This window comes from Isoptericola sp. Y541, assembly GCF_059445465.1.
Genome location: NZ_JCAIUJ010000001.1, coordinates 312009 through 330375 on the forward strand (window position 1 = coordinate 312009; position 18367 = coordinate 330375).

The 18367-nt window shown below is 73.9% G+C and carries 10 protein-coding genes; 7 read left to right on the plus strand and 3 right to left on the minus strand.

The annotated features are described in order from the left end of the window. The first annotated feature begins 20 nt into the window (after positions 1 to 20). Positions 21 to 266: a hypothetical protein gene (locus AC1C2V_RS01530; RefSeq protein ID WP_495387804.1), complete on the plus strand. Its 246-nt coding sequence runs from the start codon at positions 21 to 23 to the stop codon at positions 264 to 266. Continuing rightward, positions 259 to 714, plus strand: coding sequence for a TA system VapC family ribonuclease toxin (locus tag AC1C2V_RS01535; protein WP_495387805.1), 456 nt, complete (start codon positions 259 to 261; stop codon positions 712 to 714). The genes AC1C2V_RS01530 and AC1C2V_RS01535 overlap by 8 nt, the downstream gene beginning before the upstream one ends. Before the next feature lie 33 nt (positions 715 to 747). Here the strand turns inward: AC1C2V_RS01535 and AC1C2V_RS01540 are convergent, their stop codons facing one another. After that, entirely contained in the window at positions 748 to 1743 is a 996-nt protein-coding gene (locus AC1C2V_RS01540) for an electron transfer flavoprotein subunit alpha/FixB family protein (RefSeq protein ID WP_495387806.1), read from the minus strand. A 13-nt stretch (positions 1744 to 1756) separates the two neighbouring features. Continuing rightward, complete coding sequence (locus AC1C2V_RS01545; protein ID WP_495387807.1) at positions 1757 to 2563, minus strand: electron transfer flavoprotein subunit beta/FixA family protein; 807 nt, start codon at positions 2561 to 2563, stop codon at positions 1757 to 1759. Between the two features lie 309 nt (positions 2564 to 2872). On the opposite strand from AC1C2V_RS01545, the gene glgX reads away from it, so the two are divergent. The 4 genes from glgX to treS all read left to right on the plus strand — a co-directional run bounded on the left by glgX (position 2873) and on the right by treS (position 11178). After that, positions 2873 to 5203 carry a glycogen debranching protein GlgX gene (glgX, locus tag AC1C2V_RS01550; RefSeq protein WP_495387808.1) on the plus strand — a complete coding sequence of 777 codons (2331 nt, stop codon included), beginning with the start codon at positions 2873 to 2875 and terminating at the stop codon, positions 5201 to 5203. 85 nt (positions 5204 to 5288) lie between these two features. Next, positions 5289 to 7037, plus strand: coding sequence for an FAD-binding dehydrogenase (locus AC1C2V_RS01555; protein WP_495387809.1), 1749 nt, complete (start codon positions 5289 to 5291; stop codon positions 7035 to 7037). Positions 7038 to 7284: 247 nt separating this feature from the next. After that, positions 7285 to 9360: an alpha-1,4-glucan--maltose-1-phosphate maltosyltransferase gene (locus AC1C2V_RS01560; RefSeq protein ID WP_495387810.1), complete on the plus strand. Its 2076-nt coding sequence runs from the start codon at positions 7285 to 7287 to the stop codon at positions 9358 to 9360. Between the two features lie 24 nt (positions 9361 to 9384). After that, positions 9385 to 11178 carry a maltose alpha-D-glucosyltransferase gene (gene treS, locus AC1C2V_RS01565; protein ID WP_495387811.1) on the plus strand — a complete coding sequence of 598 codons (1794 nt, stop codon included), beginning with the start codon at positions 9385 to 9387 and terminating at the stop codon, positions 11176 to 11178. Between the two features lie 1770 nt (positions 11179 to 12948). Here treS and AC1C2V_RS01570 read toward each other — a convergent pair. Then, entirely contained in the window at positions 12949 to 15534 is a 2586-nt protein-coding gene (locus AC1C2V_RS01570) for a glycoside hydrolase family 2 protein (RefSeq protein ID WP_495387812.1), read from the minus strand. A 470-nt stretch (positions 15535 to 16004) separates the two neighbouring features. Here AC1C2V_RS01570 and glgB point away from each other — a divergent pair, with 470 nt between their 5' ends. After that, the gene (glgB, locus tag AC1C2V_RS01575; RefSeq protein ID WP_495387813.1) at positions 16005 to 18281 is read left to right on the plus strand and encodes a 1,4-alpha-glucan branching protein GlgB; all 2277 of its coding nucleotides are present in this window, start codon (positions 16005 to 16007) and stop codon (positions 18279 to 18281) included. The last annotated feature ends 86 nt before the right edge of the window (positions 18282 to 18367 follow it).

Consider the following 18367-nt stretch of genomic DNA (forward strand, 5'->3'; position numbering starts at 1 on the left):
CCGGTGGTACACTCGCGGCTATGCCGACCATCCACGAACGCATCCAGGTCACCCGGGACGAGCACGTGGAAAGGCTCCTCTCGCTCGGGGCGCGCCGCTTCCCGGACCATCGCCCCGGTCGTGTCCTGGTTCAGCTCGCCACCGAGCGGGCCGACCAGCTAGCGCGGGAGGGGGACTACCCCTTGGACTCCATCCCCGTGTTCCACTCCGCGGCCCGAACGGTCACCCGCGAGATGGTCGCCGAGGCCCTGGACGACGATGAGTGAGCAGGTCGCGATCGCCGACGCCAACGTCCTGATCGCGCTCACACTCCAGGAGCATGTCGATCACGCGGACGCGCGGCGCTGGCTGTCGCAGGTGACACGGTTCGCGACGACTCCGATGACCGAGACCGCCTTGGTGCGCCTCCTGCTCAACCCGGCGATCACGGTCGGCTCCGACGGGAAGCCCCTCAAGATCGATGTCGCGCTCGACGCCCTGCGGGCCATCAAAGCCCTGCCGAACGCCGAGTTCGTCGCCGATGCGACGTCGATCGCGGACGCCCGGTCATTGACCCGACACGTCACCGGACACCGACAGGTCACCGACGCCCATCTGCTCAACCTCGCGATCTCGCACGGCGGCGTCCTTGCGACGTTCGATGCCAGGATCCGCGACTCGCTCAGGCCGCGCGACCGCAAGCATGTCCACCTGGTCGGTGGAAGCAGACGGTAGCGCTCGCCACCTGACCTCCGTGCAACGAGCGGGTCAGGACGCGCGGTGGGCGCGGATCGCTGCCGCCGCCTGCGGCAGCACGTCCGTGAGGTCGCCGACGACGGCGAAGTCGCAGATCTCGAAGATCGGGGCCTCCGGGTCGGAGTTCACGGCGACGATCACCTGGGACGCCTGCATGCCGCCGCGGTGGTGCGGGGCACCGGAGATGCCCGCGCCCACGTACAGCCGGGGGGCGACGGTGACGCCGGTCTGGCCGACGTAGCGGTCGAACCAGCCCTCGAAGACGGCGTCGCGGGTCGCGCCGATGGCGGCGCCGACCGCGTCGGCGAACTCCTCGACGGGGCCGAAGTCGCCGCCCGTGCCGCGCCCGCCGGCGACGACCACGGCGGCGTCCTCCAGCGTCGGGCGGCCGGAGGTGCGCTCCTTGAGCTCGCGCGAGGTCACGACCACGCCGGACGTGCCGGCGGGCAGCTCGACGGGCAGGGCCTCCACCTCGGTGGCGACGGCCGCCTCGGCGGGCTCGGGCACGACGGCGTTGGACCGCACGGTGAGCACGGCGACGTCGGCGGTGACCACGCAGCGCGTGTCCCAGGCGCCGGCGAAGACGCGCTTGCCGGCCACGATGCGGCCGTCGTCGTCCTCGCCGACGGCGGCGGCGTCGATGACCAGACCGGCGCCGAGGGTGTACGCGGCCAGCGCGGCGGCCTCCTTCGCGCCGAACGTGGCGGGGGCCAGCACGACGTCGGCGTCCGTGCGCCGGACGGCGGAGGCGAGCGTCGCGGCGACGACCGACGGCAGGTGGCGGGCGGCGTCACCCCCGGCCGCGCCGAGCGCGGCGGGCGGCACCTCGGCCTGGTGCACGATCTCGACGCCGTAGGCGCCGAGCTGGGCGAGCACCTCGACGGTCGGGGCCTCGAGGGCCACGGCCTCGACGCGGCCGAGGCCGCGCGCGATGGTGAGCAGCTCCAGCGCGCCGGAGCGCACCTCGGTGGCGGGGTCCAGGAGGACGAGGACGGTGCGGTTGGTCATGGTGGCAGCCCTCTCAGACCAGCTCGTTGCGGATGAGGTACTCGGCGAGCGCGGTGCCGCCCTCGCCCTTGTCGACCACCAGCTCGACCTCCGGCCGCAGCGGGCGCTGGGCAGCGCTGAGCACCTGCGTGCGCGCCCCTGCATCGCCGACCGACCCGGGGTCGAGGCCGAGGTCGGCGGCCGACCACTCCTCGATCTCCTTGGTGCGGGCCGCCATGATCAGCTTGAAGTTCGGCATCCGCGGCCTGTTCGCCGTGTCCGCGACGGACAGGACGGCGGGCAGCGGCGCGGTGAGCGTCTCGCTGGCCTCGTCGGTCTCGCGGCCCACCGTGAGGGTGCCGTCCGCGACGCCGATCTTCTTCGCCAGCGTGAGCGCCGGGCGGCCGAGCTCGGCTGCCACGAGGGCCGGGACCACGGAGCCGAGGCCGTCGAGCGCCGCCATGCCCGTGATCACCAGGTCGACGGGCGCGCCGTCGGCCTCGAGCTTGCGCACCCCGGCCGCGAGGGCGGCGGCGGTGCCGAAGTAGTCCGACCCGGCCAGCGCGTCGTCCGTGACCCGCACGGCCCGGTCCACGCCCAGCTGGAACGACTTGCGCAGCGCCACGTCCCCGGTCGCCGGAGCCACGGTCAGCGCCACGATCTCGCTCGCCGCGCGCTCGTCCTCGGGCAGGCCGTCCCGGATCCGCAGCGCCGCCTCCAGCGCGTTCTCGTCCAGCTCGTTGAGGGTGCCGACGCCCGGATCGCGGTCGACGCGACGGCCGGAGAACCGCCGCTCCGCATTGATGTCCGGCACGTACTTCACGGCGACGACGATGCGCACGGGCGCGACCTCCAGCTCACGGTGACAGTGGGCCGCGGGCAGCGCGGCCGACGCTGCCGAGCCTACCCGCGGCGGCCTCCCGCCCGGTGCGGGATCCGGTGTGAAGTCCGCGGCAACGCCACGATCCGCGCGCTCCCCCAAGATCTCTCTCATCCCCTGCATGGAGCGCATCTGTGGAGGGACGAAAAGTCTGGGTCGGTCGACCTGCACGATGATCCACTCAAGGAGAGACCCGGCGAACAACATGCCGCCGTGCGCCATACCGCCGTGAGCCGCGCGCCTGTCAGCCACGCCGGGCACCATGTCCCCATGGAGTCGCGCCCGAAGGTCACGCCGCTCACGCGCCCGAGCGCGCGACGCAGCCATGTGCGGCCGCTGGGGGTGCATCCCACGCCGGAAGGCGGCATCGACGTCGCCGTCGCGGCGTCGCACGCGGACGGCGTGGAGCTGTGCCTGGTCGACGTCGTCGAGCCGCACCGCGACGCCCACGACCCGGCCCGGTACGCCGAGCGGAGGATCGCCCTCGACGGGCCGGTCTACGGCGTGTGGCACGCGCACGTGCCCGACGTCGCGCCGGGGCAGCGGTACGGGTTCCGGGCGCACGGCGCGTGGGACCCGCAGGCCGGGCAGCGGCACAACCCCGCGAAGCTGCTGGTGGACCCGTACGCGCGGGGTCTGGTGGGCGACCTGACGTACGGCCCGGAGACGCTCGGCGCGGTGAGCGCGCCGCGGAGCCAGGACGGCGACGACCCGGACGGCCGGTGGTGGGTGGCCGAGCAGTACGGCGAGGCCGACGACCGCGACTCGCTCGCCTTCGTGCCGCACTCCGTCGTCATGCCACTGCACGAGGATTCGGTGCCGCTGGGCCGCCCGCGGGTGCCGTGGGCGGACACGGTGGTCTACGAGGCGCACGTGAAGGGGCTGACGGCGCGGCACCCCGGCGTCCCGCCCGAGCTGCGCGGCACCTACGCGGGGGCGGCGCACCCGGCGACCATCGAGCACCTGACGAGCCTCGGCGCCACGACCCTTGAGCTGCTGCCGATCCACGCGTTCGCGAGCGAGCCGCGCCTGGTGGCGCACGGCCTCACCAACTACTGGGGCTACCAGACGCTCGGCTTCTTCGCCCCGCACGCCGCGTATGCCACGCGGGCGGCGCAGGAGGCCGGACCGGCCGCCGTCCTCGACGAAGTACGCGGCATGGTGCACCTGCTGCACGAGGCGGGCATCGAGGTGCTGCTCGACGTCGTCTACAACCACACCTGCGAGGGCGGCGACGACGCGCTGCAGATCAGCTGGCGCGGCCTCGACAACGCGGGCTACTACCTGCACGACGGCGCGTCCCCCGCCGCGCTGGCGGACGTCACGGGCACGGGCAACTCGCTGGACTTCCGCCGCCCGCGCGTGGTGCAGCTCGCCCTCGACTCGCTGCGCTACTGGGCCGAGGTGGTGGGCGTCGACGGCTTCCGGTTCGACCTCGCCGTCACCCTGGGCCGCACGCACCACGGCTTCTCCCCCGACCACCCGTTCCTCGTTGCCCTCCAGACCGACCCGGTGCTGAACGGGCTCAAGCTCGTCGCGGAGCCCTGGGACGTGGGGCCCGGCGGGTGGCAGACCGGGAACTTCCCGCCCCCGATGGCGGAGTGGAACGACCGGTTCCGCGACGGCGTCCGCGGGTTCTGGCTCGACGCCCCGCGCGAGGGCTCCCACGGGCGCGAGATGCACGGGCTGCGCGAGCTCACCACGCGCCTGGCGGGCTCCGCCGACCTGTTCGGGCACTCCGACCCGCCGCTGATCCGCGGCCCGGTGGCGTCGGTCAACTACGTCACCGCGCACGACGGATTCACGCTCGCCGACCTCGTCGCCTTCGACCACAAGCACAACGAGGCCAACGGCGAGGACAACCGCGACGGGTCCGACCACAACCTGTCCTGGAACCACGGCGTCGAGGGGCACGCGCCGCCCGGCGTCGACGACGACGGCGGAGACGGAGGCGACACGACCACCGAGCCGTGGTCCGCCGTCGTGCCGCTGCGCCGCCGCTCGCAGCGCAACCTGCTCGCGATGCTGCTGCTGTCCGCTGGCACGCCCATGCTCACCGCCGGCGACGAGCTCGGCCGCACGCAGGGCGGCAACAACAACGCCTACGCGCAGGACAACGAGATCTCGTGGCTCGGCTGGGACCTCGACGACGCCGCCCGCGACCTCCTGGAGACCACGCGGTTCCTGCTCGCGCTGCGCCGCGGGCACGCCGCCCTGCGCGCGGACTCCTTCTTCCTCGGCACGCCGCGGCCCGGCGAGGACCAGCCCGACCTGCTGTGGTTCGACGACCGCGGCGAGGCGATGGACCGCGACGCGTGGGCCGTGGCCGGGCGACGGGTGGTGCAGATGCTGCGCCCTGGCCCCGAGGACGGCGACGCGCACGTGCTGCTGGTGCTGAACGGCGGCCTCGACGGGGCGGACGTCGCGCTGCCACCCGCGCCCGGCGACACGGCCTGGGAGCAGGTGTGGAGCTCGGCCTGGGACCGGCCCGAGCCGCCCGAGGGCGGCCTGAGCGACGAGGGCGACGAGGGCGACGAGGGCGACGACGCCGGCGGGACGACGCTCGAGGCGCTGAGCGTGGAGGTCTTCGTCGGGCGATAGGGCCGACGGCACCGCTCCGGGGTGCATGACGTCGACCGCTCTTCGCCCGTGTGCTGACCGGCACTCCTCTGCCACACTGCGAGTCATGAGCGCCGACGCTTCCCCCGCTGCCTCGCCCGTGACCGCCGACGTCGTCGTCGTCGGAGCCGGACTGTCCGGGCTGGTCACCGCGACCGAGCTCACCGCGGCGGGCAAACGGGTGGTGCTGCTCGACCAGGAGCCCGAGGCGTCGTTCGGCGGCCAGGCGTGGTGGTCGTTCGGCGGGCTGTTCCTCGTCGGGTCGCCGGAGCAGCGCGCGATGGGCGTGCACGACTCGGCCGACCTGGCGTGGTCGGACTGGCTGGGCTCCGCGCAGTTCGCGCCCGGCGCCGAGCGCGGGGAGGGCCCCGACCGGCACGGGTACGCGTGGGCGCGGCGGTTCGTCGAGTTCGCCTCCGGCGACATGCGCTCGTGGCTGCACGGCAAGGGCGTGCGCTGGTTCCCGCTGGTGCAGTGGGCCGAGCGCGGCGGGTACACCGTGGGCCACGATGACGGCAGGGTCGAGCACGGCAACTCCGTGCCCCGCTTCCACGTCACATGGGGCACCGGGCCCGGGATCGTCGAGCCGTTCGTGACGGCGGCACGGGCGGCGCGCGACGCCGGTCTGCTCGACCTGCGGTTCCGGCGGCGGGTCACCGAGCTCGTCACGACCGACGGCCGCGTCACCGGCGTCCGGGCGGAGGTGCTGGCCGGCCAGGCGATGGGCGGTCTCCCGTTCGGCGGGCGCGGCGCGCCGTCGAACCGCGACGTCGTGGGCACCGAGGAGATCGCCGCGGGCGCGGTCGTCGTCGCCACCGGCGGCATCGGCGCCAACCACGACCTGGCCCGCGCGCACTGGGACCCCGAGGCGGGGACGCTGCCCGACCGGATGCTCTCCGGCGTCCCGGACTCCACCGACGGCCTGATGCTCGGCCACGCCGCCGACGCCGGGGCCGCCCTCGTGCACGAGGACCGCATGTGGCACTACCCGGAGGGCATCGCCAACCACTCCCCGGTCTGGACGAACCACGGCATCCGCATTCTGCCCGGGCCGAGCTCCCTGTGGCTCGACGCCGAGGGCGGGCGGCTCCCCGCTCCGCTGTTCCCCGGGTTCGACGCGCTCGGCGCGCTGCAGCACGTCACCAAGCGCGGGGACGACCACTCCTGGTTCGTGCTCAACAAGGCGATCATGGAGTCGGAGTTCGCGCTGTCGGGGTCGGAGCAGAACCCGGATCTCACCGGCAAGGACGTGAAGCTCCTCGCGCAGCGGGTGCTGCCCCGCGCCGTCGGGCCGGTGGAGCGGTTCGCCCACGAGTCGCCCGAGTTCCTCTGGGCCGACACCCCCGCCGAGCTCGCCGCCAAGATGAACGCCCTCGTCGACGCGACGCCGGGCTCGCGCGGGCACGTGGACCCCGACGCCCTCGCGGCGCTGGTCGCGGCCCGCGACGCGCAGGTTGCCTCCGGGCTGGGCAAGGACCCGCAGGTCGTGGCCACGCGCGCCGCCCGCGACTACCGGGTGGACAAGCTCATCCGCGTCGCCAAGCCCCGCCCGCTCACGACGCCGAAGGACGGCCCGCTGCTCGCCGTCCGGCTGTCCGTGCTGACCCGCAAGACCCTCGGCGGCCTGTGGTGCGACCCGTCCGGCCGCGTCCTGCGCGCCGACGGGTCCGTGCTCGAGGGGTTGTGGGCCGTCGGCGAGGCCGCCGGGTTCGGCGGCGGCGGCGTGCACGGCCACCGCGCGCTGGAGGGCACCTTCCTCGGCGGCTGCCTGCACACCGGTCGCGTCACCGGCCGCGCCCTCGCCGCCGGCGTCTGACCGCGAGGTAGTGCTAGATCCTGCGAGGTAGTCCCGAATTTCGCGAGGTAGTTCAAAAATCGCCGAGGTAGTTCCAAGATTCGCGAGGTAGCGCACTACCTCGCTGAGAATCGAACTACCTCGGCGATTTTTGAACTACCTCGCGAAATTCGGGACTACCTCGCGGGATTTCAAACTACCTCGCGGGATCGGGCACTACCCCGGCGGTGGGCGGGTTGGCGCGCGCTGCCGGGGTGCGCTGGCTAGCGTGGAGGCCGTGACGTCTCCGCAGCCCACGCCGCACGTGCCGATCGGACGGATCCCCGTCCTGGAGGTCTCCCCCGTGGTCGAGGGCGGGCGCTGGCCCGCGAAGGCGGCGATCGGCGAGGTGGTGCCCGTCGAGGCGACGGTCTTCCGCGAGGGACACGACGCCGTCTCCGCCACCGCCGTACTGCTCGCCCCGGACGGCTCGGTACACTCCACCGCCCCCATGGTCGACGTCGCACCGGGGCTCGACCGGTTCCGCGGCTTCCTGCAGCCCGACACGACGTCCGACGGAACGGTCGACTGGTCGTTCCGCGTGGAGGGCTGGTCCGACCCGTACGCCACGTGGGTGCACGACGCCGTGATCAAGTTCGATGCCGGCCAGGACGTCGACCTCGTGCTCGCGGAAGGCAGGCAACTCTTCGAGCGCATCGTGACCCGGCAGCTGCAGGCCACCCGGAGCGCCAAGGACGCCGCCACGCTGACGGCGGCTGCCCACGAGCTGGCGGACGACACCCGCCCGCCGGAGGCGCGGCTCGCGATGGCGATGACCTCGGCCGTGAAGGACGCGCTGCGCCGCGGCCCCCTGCGCGACCTGGTGACCGCGAGCGCCGCATACCCGCTGCGCGTGAGCCGCCCGCTGGCGCTCGCGGGCGCCTGGTACGAGCTGTTCCCGCGCTCGGAGGGCGCCACCCGGCGCAAGGACGGGACGAGGCGCTCGGGCACGTTCCGCACGGCCGCGCAGCGCCTGCCCGCGGTCGCGGCGATGGGGTTCGACGTCGTGTACCTGACGCCGGTGCACCCCATCGGCACCACGTTCCGCAAGGGTCGGAACAACACGCTCGACCCGCAGCCGGACGACCCTGGCAGCCCGTACGCCATCGGCTCGCCCGACGGCGGCCACGACACGATCCACCCGGAGCTGGGCACCGAGCAGGACTTCCGCGCCTTCGTCGCGGCGGCCCGCGACGAAGGCCTCGAGGTGGCGCTGGACCTGGCGCTGCAATGCTCCCCCGACCACCCGTGGGTCACCGAGCACCCGGAGTGGTTCGCCCACCGCGCCGACGGCACCATCGCGTACGCGGAGAACCCGCCCAAGAAGTACCAGGACATCTACCCGCTGAGCTTCGACACCGACCCGGACGGACTGAGCGCCGAGATCCTGCGGATCGTGCTCCTCTGGATCGACCGCGGCGTGACGGCGTTCCGGGTCGACAACCCGCACACCAAGCCGCTGAACTTCTGGGAGTGGCTGCTCGCGCAGGTGCACGACGCGCACCCCGGCGTGATCTTCCTGTCCGAGGCGTTCACCCGCCCCGCGATGATGCAGACGCTCGCGCGCATCGGCTTCCACCAGTCGTACACGTACTTCACCTGGCGCAACACCAAGGAGGAGATCGAGGAGTACCTGGCCGAGGTGAGCGGCCCGCAGGGCTCGGTGCTCCGCCCGTCGTTCTGGCCGACCACGCACGACATCCTGCCCCCGTACCTGCAGCACGGCGGGGTCGCGGGCTTTGCGGTGCGGGCGGTGCTCGCCGCCACCGGCTCCCCCACCTGGGGCGTCTACTCCGGCTACGAGCTGGTGGAGAACGTGCCGCGCCCGGGCGTCGAGGAGCAGATCGACAACGAGAAGTACGAGCTCAAGCCGCGCGACTGGTCGCAGGCCGAGGTGATCGGCATCTCCACGCTGCTGCGCCGGCTCAACGAGATCCGCCGTGCCCACCCGGCGCTGCAGCAGCTGCGCGACCTCGCGGTGCACCCGACGACGAACGACCAGGTGGTCGCGTTCTCCAGCCGGGTGCGGGCCGAGCACCTGCCCGCCGCGGGCCGCCCCGGCGCCACGCAGGACGACGTCGTGCTCGTGGTGCTCAACCTCGACCCGTGGGCCACGCAGGAGTCGACGGTCCTCCTCGACCTCGAGGCGCTCGGCCTGACCCGCCCCGACGGGGTGGAGGACCAGCCGTTCTTCGTCGCGCACGACGAGCTGTCCGGCGCCACCTACCCGTGGGGCGCGCACCCGTACGTGCGCCTCGACCCGCGCGAGCAGGTGGCGCACGTGCTCAAGGTGGGCCTGGCATGACGAGGCAGCCATGAGCAGGCGACGATGACGACCGACGTGCCGCCCGCAGCCCGCGGCGCTCAGGTGCCCCGCCCGATCACCCGGCAGGTGCCGGTGCAGGTGCTGCCCACGCGGGAGCAGCCCTTGCCGCCGCCGCTGGACAAGCCGGGCCTGTCGGACGACCCGGAGTGGTACCAGAAGGCCGTCTTCTACGAGGTCATCGTGCGCGCCTTCTCGGACACGGGCGGGGCGGGCATGGGCGACCTGCGCGGCGTCACCGAGCGGCTCGACTACCTGCAGTGGCTGGGCGTGGACTGCCTGTGGCTGCCGCCGTTCTACCCGTCGCCGCTGCGCGACGGCGGGTACGACATCGCGGACTACACGTCGATCGCGAGCCAGTACGGCACGATCGCCGACTTCCAGGAGCTCATCGAGGCGGCGCACGCCCGCGGCATCCGCGTGGTGGTGGACCTGGTGATGAACCACACGAGCGACCAGCACCCGTGGTTCCAGTCGTCCCGCAACGACCCGGAGGGCCCGTACGGGGACTTCTATGTCTGGTCGCACGACGACACCCGTTACCCGGACGCGCGGATCATCTTCGTGGACACCGAGACGTCCAACTGGACGTTCGACCCGGTGCGGCGGCAGTACTTCTGGCACCGGTTCTTCAGCCACCAGCCGGACCTGAACTTCGAGAACCCGCGCGTGGTGGACGCGATGCTCGACGTCGCGCGGTTCTGGCTGCGGATCGGCGTGGACGGGTTCCGGCTCGACGCCGTGCCGTACCTGTTCGAGGCCGAGGGCACCAACTGCGAGAACCTGCCGGAGACGCACGCCTTCCTGCGCCGGGTGCGGCGGATGCTCGACGACGAGTTCCCGGGTCGGATCATGCTCGCCGAGGCGAACCAATGGCCGCAGGAGGTGGTGGACTACTTCGGCACGCCGGACGCGCCCGAGTGCCACATGTGCTTCCACTTCCCCGTGATGCCGCGCGTCTACTATGCGATGCGCGACCAGCGCGCCCGCCAGCTGCTCGACATCCTGGCCGACACCCCGGACATCCCGTCGCCCGGCGGCCAGTGGTCCACCTTCCTGCGCAACCACGACGAGCTCACCCTCGAGATGGTCTCCACCGAGGAGCGCGCCGCGATGTACGGGTGGTTCGCCCCCGACCCGCGCATGCGCGCGAACATCGGGATCCGCCGCCGTCTGTCCCCGCTGCTCGACAACTCCCGCAAGGAGGTGGAGCTGGCGCACGCGCTGCTGCTGAGCCTGCCCGGCAGCCCTTGTCTGTACTACGGCGACGAGATCGGCATGGGCGACAACATCTGGCTGCCCGACCGGGACTCCGTGCGCACCCCCATGCAGTGGACGCCGGACCGCAACGCCGGCTTCTCCACGGCCGACCCGGGCAAGCTGTACCTGCCGCTGGTGCAGTCCCTGGTGCACCACTACCAGCACACCAACGTCGAGGTCCAGCTCGCCCAGCCGTCGTCGCTGCTGCACTGGGTGCACGGCATGCTCGCCGTGCGGCGGCTGCACCCGGCGTTCGGCACCGGTCAGTTCACGGCGCTCGAGGCCGACGACGAGGCCGTCATCGCGTACACCCGGACGACGCCGGGCGAGACGCTGCTGGTGGCCGCGAACCTGTCGGCCACGGCGCGGTCGGCGCACGTGTGGCTGCCGGCGCATGCGGGCTGGTCGCTCACCGACCTGTTCGGCGGCGCGCGCTTCCCCGACGTCGCCGCGGGCGGGGCCGTCACGATGACGTGGGGGTCGCGCGACTTCTACTGGCTCCTGCTCAGCCCACCGGCACCGGGAGGCGCATCGTCATGACCGCCGTGCGGCCGGCCGCGGGCGTCCCCGACCCGAGCGTCGGGGACCTGCTCGCGGCCTGGCTGCCCGGCCGCCGCTGGTTCCCGGCAGGCGGTGCGAGCGGCGCCGGCGTGCGCGTCGAGCCGTGGCTCGCGGTGACGTTCGACGAGGCCGACGATGCCGCCGTCGGGCCCGCGGCCGTCGGGAGCGCGGCCGTCGGGAGCGCGGCCGTCGGGAGCGCGGCCGTCGGGAGCGCGGCCGTCGGGAGCGCGGCCGTCGGGAGCGCGAGCAGACCGAGCGCAGGCCCGCCGGGAGCGGACGTCCTCGTGCTGCTGGTCCACCTGCGCGGCGCCGGGGTGCCGGGCGGGTCGGNCGCCGCCGTCGGGCCCGCGGCCGTCGGGAGCGCGGCCGTCGGGAGCGCGGCCGTCGGGAGCGCGGCCGTCGGGAGCGCGGCCGTCGGGAGCGCGGCCGTCGGGAGCGCGAGCAGACCGAGCGCAGGCCCGCCGGGAGCGGACGTCCTCGTGCTGCTGGTCCACCTGCGCGGCGCCGGGGTGCCGGGCGGGTCGGTGGTGGCGCAGGTGCCGCTGGTGCTCACCGACCCGGGCGAGCACGGGCCGGGGTTCATCGCCGACGTGCACACCGCCGCGGGGGACGTCGCGGTGCACGACGGCGGCGCCCACCCCGCCTGCTGGCTCGCGATGCTGCACGCGATGGGCGCGGACCGCGTGCGCGGCGGCGAGCCGGTGCCGGACGCCGCCCTCGTGGCCGGCGGGCACGTGGTGGCGGGCGAGCAGTCCAACACGAGCGTCGTGCTGCCGGGCGTGCCGTCGCCGGCCGGCACGGGCGGGATGCTCAAGATCCTGCGGACGGTCGTGCCCGGGCCCCACCCCGACGTCGTGGTGCCGCGGGCGCTCACGCGCGCCGGCTGGGACGGCGTGCCGCAGTTCCTCGGCGCGCTGCAGGTCCCGCTGGTCGAGCCCGGCCCGACCACGCCGGTCGAGCCTGTGGAGACCACACTGGCTGAGCCCGTCGGAACCCGACAGGATCGACCAGCGGCGTTGGCGGTGCTGAGCGAGCTGGTGCCGCGGGCCCGGGACGGGTTCGAGCTGGCCTGCGAGCACGCCCGCCAGGGCGAGTCGTTCGCGCATCTCGCGGCCGACCTCGGGCGCGTCGTGGCCGAGCTGCATACCGTACTGCGCCAGGCGATGCCGCCGGGCCCGCTGCTCGACCCGACGCGGTTCGTGGCCGGGCTGCGCCACCGGGCGGAGCTCGCCGTCGCGGAGGCGCCCGCCCTGATCCCGCGCGCTCCCGAGATCATGGGCCTCCTCGCCGACCTGGAGCGCCGTCTGCCCCGGGTGCCGCAGGTGCCCCTCCAGACCGTGCACGGCGACCTGCACCTGGGCCAGGCGCTGCACGGCGAGACGGGGTGGAAGTTGCTCGACTTCGAGGGCGAGCCGCAGCGCCCCGCCGCCGAGCGCGCCGCCGCCGACCTGCCGCTGCGCGACGTCGCGGGCATGATCCGCTCGTTCGCGTACGCGGCGGCCGTGGGCGGCGCACCCGACCCCACCTGGGAGGCCGAGGCGGTGCACGCCTTCCTCGCCCGCTACCGCGAGTCGGCCCGCCCGACGCTCCGGGGCCTGTCGACCGGCCCGCGCGCCGAGCTCGACCCGCACACCACGGACGTCGTGCTCGGCGCGCTGGTCCTGGACAAGGCGCTGTACGAGGTGGTCTACGAGACCCGGCAGCGGCCGGGGTGGGTGCACATCCCCCTGTCCGCCATCGACGGCGTGCTCAGCCGGCCGCGCTGACCCCCGTCCCGAGCAGGTCGTTGGCGCAGCGCACCGCGGCGGCGAAGCCGGCGGGGTCGCCGCCGCCCGGCGAGGTGATCCGGAGGGTTGCGGTCTGCCCGGCCCGCAGGGTGACCATGCCCGCGTCGACGCGGGCCGCTGGGTCCACGACGTCCGCCGGGCAGAACACGTCGCGGGCAAGCGACGTGGCCGTCACCCGCAGCTCGCAGCCGTCGGCGGTGGCCGACGCCTCTATCTGCAGGGGCCGGGGGGCGAGCCGCTGGTCCACCACCTCGGCGCCGTGCCGCAGGGCCGGGGCGACGTCGGCGTCCGGGTCGTCCGCGGTGGCCGTGAGCACCTCGCCGGCCCCGTCACCGAACGTCGCGACCTCGGCGGGCACGGCCACCGTGGCGGCCCCGCGCGCCGGGGCGTCGACCTCGAGGATCGTCTTGGCGAGCACGGTGCCGTCGAGCGCCTCGCGCGTGACGGTCCACGTCCCGGCCAGGCGCTCGCCCGTGTCGTTGACGACGACGAGCGCCACGACGTCCGGCTCCGGCTCGATGCCCGCCCAGGCCGCGGCCCGCGCCTCGGCGGACGCGCGCGGCTGGAACGTGGCGAGCCGCGGCGCGTAGGCGGAGCGCAGCGCGTACCAGAGGGGCTTGCGGTGCTCGTCGTGATCCACGGCCGCCCACGAGACGACGGGCCAGTTGTCGTTGAGCTGCCACATGATCGTGCCCGTGTTGTGCGGGGTCAGGGAGCGCACGTGCTCGATGCCGAAGCGCACGGCGTGCGCCTGGTTGAGCTGCGTGGTCCAGTGCCAGTCCTCGATCGTGGCCGGGTCCGGCAGGTGACCCTGCCAGCCGCGCTCGAGCTTGGCGTTGCCCAGGTGCGCCTTCTGGTGCACGAGCATCTGGTGGCCAAACGGGTCGAGCGGCTCGTCGTGCACGACGCGGGTCAGCGTCGACCAGGCGGGCGGCCCCTGGAAGCCGAACTCGGAGAGGAACCGCGGCTTGTAGCGGGCGTAGACGGAGTAGTCCTCGCGGTTCCACACGTCCCAGATGTGCATGGTGCCGTAGCGCTCGTCGTTCGGGTGCCGGTAGTCGCCGAACGAGTACGGGCTGGCCGGCGAGTAGGGCCGCGTGGGGTCGAGCTCGGCGACGACGCCGGGCAGCAGCTCGCGGTAGTAGAGGTCGCCCCACGGGCGGCCGCCGAGGCGCGCGGCCCAGCCCCAGTCGACCGAGCCCCAGGTGTTCTCGTTGTTGCCGTTCCACAGCACGAGCGACGCGTGCGGGCTGAGCCGCGTGACGTTCTCGCGGGCCTCGGCCTCCACCTCGGCGCGCATCGGCTCGTCCTCGCTGTACGCGGCGCAGGCGAACGGGAAGTCCTGCCAGATCAGCAGGCCGGCCTCGTCCGCGAGGTCGTAGAGGTCGTCGGACTCGTAGATGCCGCCGCCCCAGACGCGCAGCAGGTTGACGTTCGCCTCGAGCGCGTCGTCCACCCGGCGGGCGTAGCGGTCGCGGTCGATCTCGGTGAGGAACGCGTGGTCGGGGATCCAGTTGGCCCCACGCACCAGCACGGTCTCGCCGTTGACCTGCAGCGCGAACGGCGCGCCGGCCGCGTCGGGCGTCGTGTCCAGCGCGACGGTGCGGAACCCGACCCGGCCGGACCACGTGCCGGTGCCGCCAGCAACCACCTCGACCCCGTAGAGCGGCTGGTCGCCGCGGCCGACCGGCCACCAGCGCCGCACCGCGGGCACGCGGACGGTGACGGTCCCGGTGGTCTCCCCGGCCGGGACGACGCCCGCGGCCACGAGCCCCTCGCCGTCCGGACCGGCGAGGCGCACGGTCACGGGCACGTCGCCGCCGGGCGAGCCCTCGTCCGACACGACCCCGTCGCGCTCGATCTCGACGTACGCCGTCAGCACGCCCTCGGGCGCGCCGTCGGCCCCGGTCACCACGTCGACCAGCGGGCGCACCGACGCGACCCGAACCCCGGACCACGCCTCGAGCCCGACCGGCTTCCAGATGCCCGCGCCGGCGACGTCGATGCCCCAGTCCCAGCCGAACGAGCACGCCATCTTGCGCAGCTGGTTGTACTCGTGGTGGTTGGTCGACGGCAGGGAGCCGTCGCGGTCCGCGCGGGCGAGGGCCTCCGGCACGGGGGCCGCGAACGCCACGGCCAGGGTGTTCTCGCCCTCGCGCAGCGCGTCGCGCACGTCCCACCGGTACCCCCGGTGCATGTTCTGGGTGCGGCCCACCTCGACGCCGTTGAGCGTGACCGTCGCGACCGTGTCCAGGCCGTGGGCGACGAGGTCGTGGCGGGCGGCGTCTCCCGGCGCCCACCCGAACGTCGTGGTGAAGCGCCACGCCGTGTCGCCGATCCACTGCTGCGCGGCCTCGTTGTCCCCGTCGAACGGGGCGTCGATCAGCCCCGCCCGGTGCAGGTCGAGGTGCGCCTCGCCCGGCACGACGGCGGGGATCCCCGCCTCGAGCGGGCCGGCCACGCCGTCCGGCGGGTCGGCGGGCAGCCCGGCCGCGGTCAGGGTCCAGCCGCCGTGCAGGGCGCGGAAGGTCGGGGGGATGTACGTCATCGGTGTCCTCTGGTCGATCGGTGGGTCCGGGCATGCCGGACGCGGGTCTGTCGTTCGGGTGGGGCGGGACGGGTCGGGTCGGGTCGGGTCGGGAGGGACGATAGGGGTGCCGTGGAGCGGTCAGGCGGACGACGCACTCTCGGAACGTGCCCTGTCCGCCGGGACCCCGCCACCTGCCGCGGTCCCGTGAAGTGGTCGAAGTACACGCTGTTGTCGATCGCGTCGCGGTCGACGGCGTCCGACGGACCCCGCTCGACGACGCGCCCGCGGTACAGCACCACGATCTCGTGGAGAAGTGCCGGGCGGTCGCGAGGTCGTGCGGGACGTCCAGGACGGCCATGCCGCAATCGTGATCCGGGTCACGCCACCCCCTTCGACCTGGATCGTATGCCGGCCCGCCGCCCGCCCTCCGCGAGCGGCCCGGCGCGCGTCGCCACGCGACCGCCGACGTGGCGTGGAATCGTGGGGCCATGACGCCGTCTCCGCCGCCGGTCGACCCCGAGGTGCTCACCGCCGTCGCGCAGGGCACCCTGCACGACCCGCACGCGGTGCTCGGCCCGCACCTGCTCGACGTCGAGCACGCCGGGACGAAGGACGGGACGAGGGACGGGACGGGCGCCGCCTGGGCGGTGGTCCGGGTGCTGCGGCCGCTGGCCGACGAGGTCGTCGTACTCACCGCCACTGCCGGCGCGTCCACCGCTGGCGCGGTGCCAGGGACCTCGACCGAGTACCCCGCCCGGCATGTGGCCGCGGGCGTGTGGGAGGCGGTCGTCCCGGCCGAGGTGGACGCGGACGGCGGGTGGCACGCCCCCGACTACCGGCTCCGCACGCGCTACGACGACGACGTGCGCGTCGTCGACGACCCGTACCGCTTCCTGCCGACCCTCGGCGAGATGGACCTGCACCTGGTCTCCGAGGGCCGGCACGAGGAGCTGTGGCGCGTGCTGGGCGCCAACCCCCGGCGCTACCCGAGCGCGGCCGGCGAGGTGCGCGGCACGGCGTTCGCCGTGTGGGCGCCGAACGCGCGGGGGGTGCGGCTCGTGGGCGACCACAACCAGTGGACCGCCGTGCACCCGATGCGCTCGTTGGGCGCGAGCGGGGTGTGGGAGATCTTCGTGCCGGACGTCGGCGCGGGCACCCGGTACAAGTACGAGGTGCTGGGCGCCGACCGGGTCTGGCGGGCCAAGGCCGACCCGCTCGCGAAGGGCACCGAGGTGCCGCCCGCCACGGCGTCCGTCGTCGTCGACTCGTCCTACGACTGGCAGGACGCGGACTGGATGGCGCGGCGCGCCGCGACCGACCCGCACTCCGGCCCGGTCAGCGTGTACGAGGTGCACCTGGGGTCGTGGCGGCCGGGCCTCGGCTACCGCGAGCTCGCCGCGGAGCTCACCGCGTACGTCGTCGAGCAGGGCTTCACGCACGTGGAGCTGCTGCCCGTGGCGGAGCACCCGTTCGGCGGCTCGTGGGGCTACCAGGTGACGGGCTACTACGCCCCGACGGCGCGGTTCGGCCATCCCGACGACTTCCGGTTCCTGGTGGACCGGCTGCACCAGGAGGGCGTGGGCGTCATCCTCGACTGGGTGCCAGGGCACTTCCCCCGCGACGAGTTCGCGCTCGCGCGCTTCGACGGCTCGCCGCTGTACGAGCACCCCGACCCGCGCCGCGGCGAGCAGCCCGACTGGGGCACGTACGTCTTCGACTTCGGCCGGCGCGAGGTGCGCAACTTCCTGGTCGCCAACGCGACCTACTGGTTCGAGGAGTTCCACGCGGACGGGCTGCGGGTGGACGCGGTCGCGTCGATGCTCTACCTCGACTACTCGCGCAAGCCCGGCGAGTGGGAGCCCAACGTGCGCGGCGGCCGGGAGAACCTCGAGGCGATCGCCCTCCTGCAGGAGGCGAACGCGACCGCCTACCGCCGCACCCCGGGCGTCATGATGATCGCCGAGGAGTCCACCGCGTTCCCCGGCGTCACGCGCCCCACCGATGCGGGCGGCCTGGGCTTCGGCCTGAAGTGGAACATGGGCTGGATGAACGACGGGCTGCGGTACGTGGCCCACGACCCGATGTACCGCCGCTACCACCACCACGAGCTGACGTTCTCGCTGGTCTACGCGTTCTCCGAGCAGTACGTGCTGCCGATCAGCCACGACGAGGTGGTGCACGGCAAGGGCTCGCTGCTGCGCCGGATGCCCGGCGACCGGTGGAAGCAGCTCGCGGGGGTCCGCGCCTTCCTCGCCTACCAGTGGACCCACCCCGGCAAGCAGCTGCTGTTCATGGGCCAGGAGTTCGCGCAGGACGCCGAGTGGGACGAGGGCTCCGGCCTCGACTGGTGGCAGCTCGAGACCCCCGGCCACGCCGGGGTGCAGCGCCTGGTGCGCGACCTCAACGCCATCTACCGGGCGACGCCGGCCCTGTGGGAGCGCGACTTCGACCCCGCCGGCTTCGAGTGGCTCGACGCAGACGACGCCGACCACGACACGCTCTCGTGGGTGCGCCGCGACCACGAGGGCCGGCCCGTCGTGGTCGTCGTGAACTTCGCCGGCGTCCCGCACGAGGACTACCGCCTCGCCCTGCCCGACGGCGGCACCTGGGACGAGGCGCTCAACACCGACGCCCAGGACTACGGCGGCTCCGGCGTCGGCAACCTCGGGAGAGTCGTGGCCCAGGACGTGCCGTGGAAGGGGCGGCAGCACTCCGTCGTGCTGCGCGTGCCGCCCCTCGGCGCGCTGCTCCTCACGCCGAGATAGAGAAGGCAGACCCGCGAGATAGAGAAGGGGGGGGGGGGAAAGAGAAGGAGGGGGGGGTGGTTTGGGGGGGTTTTTTTTCGTGGTTG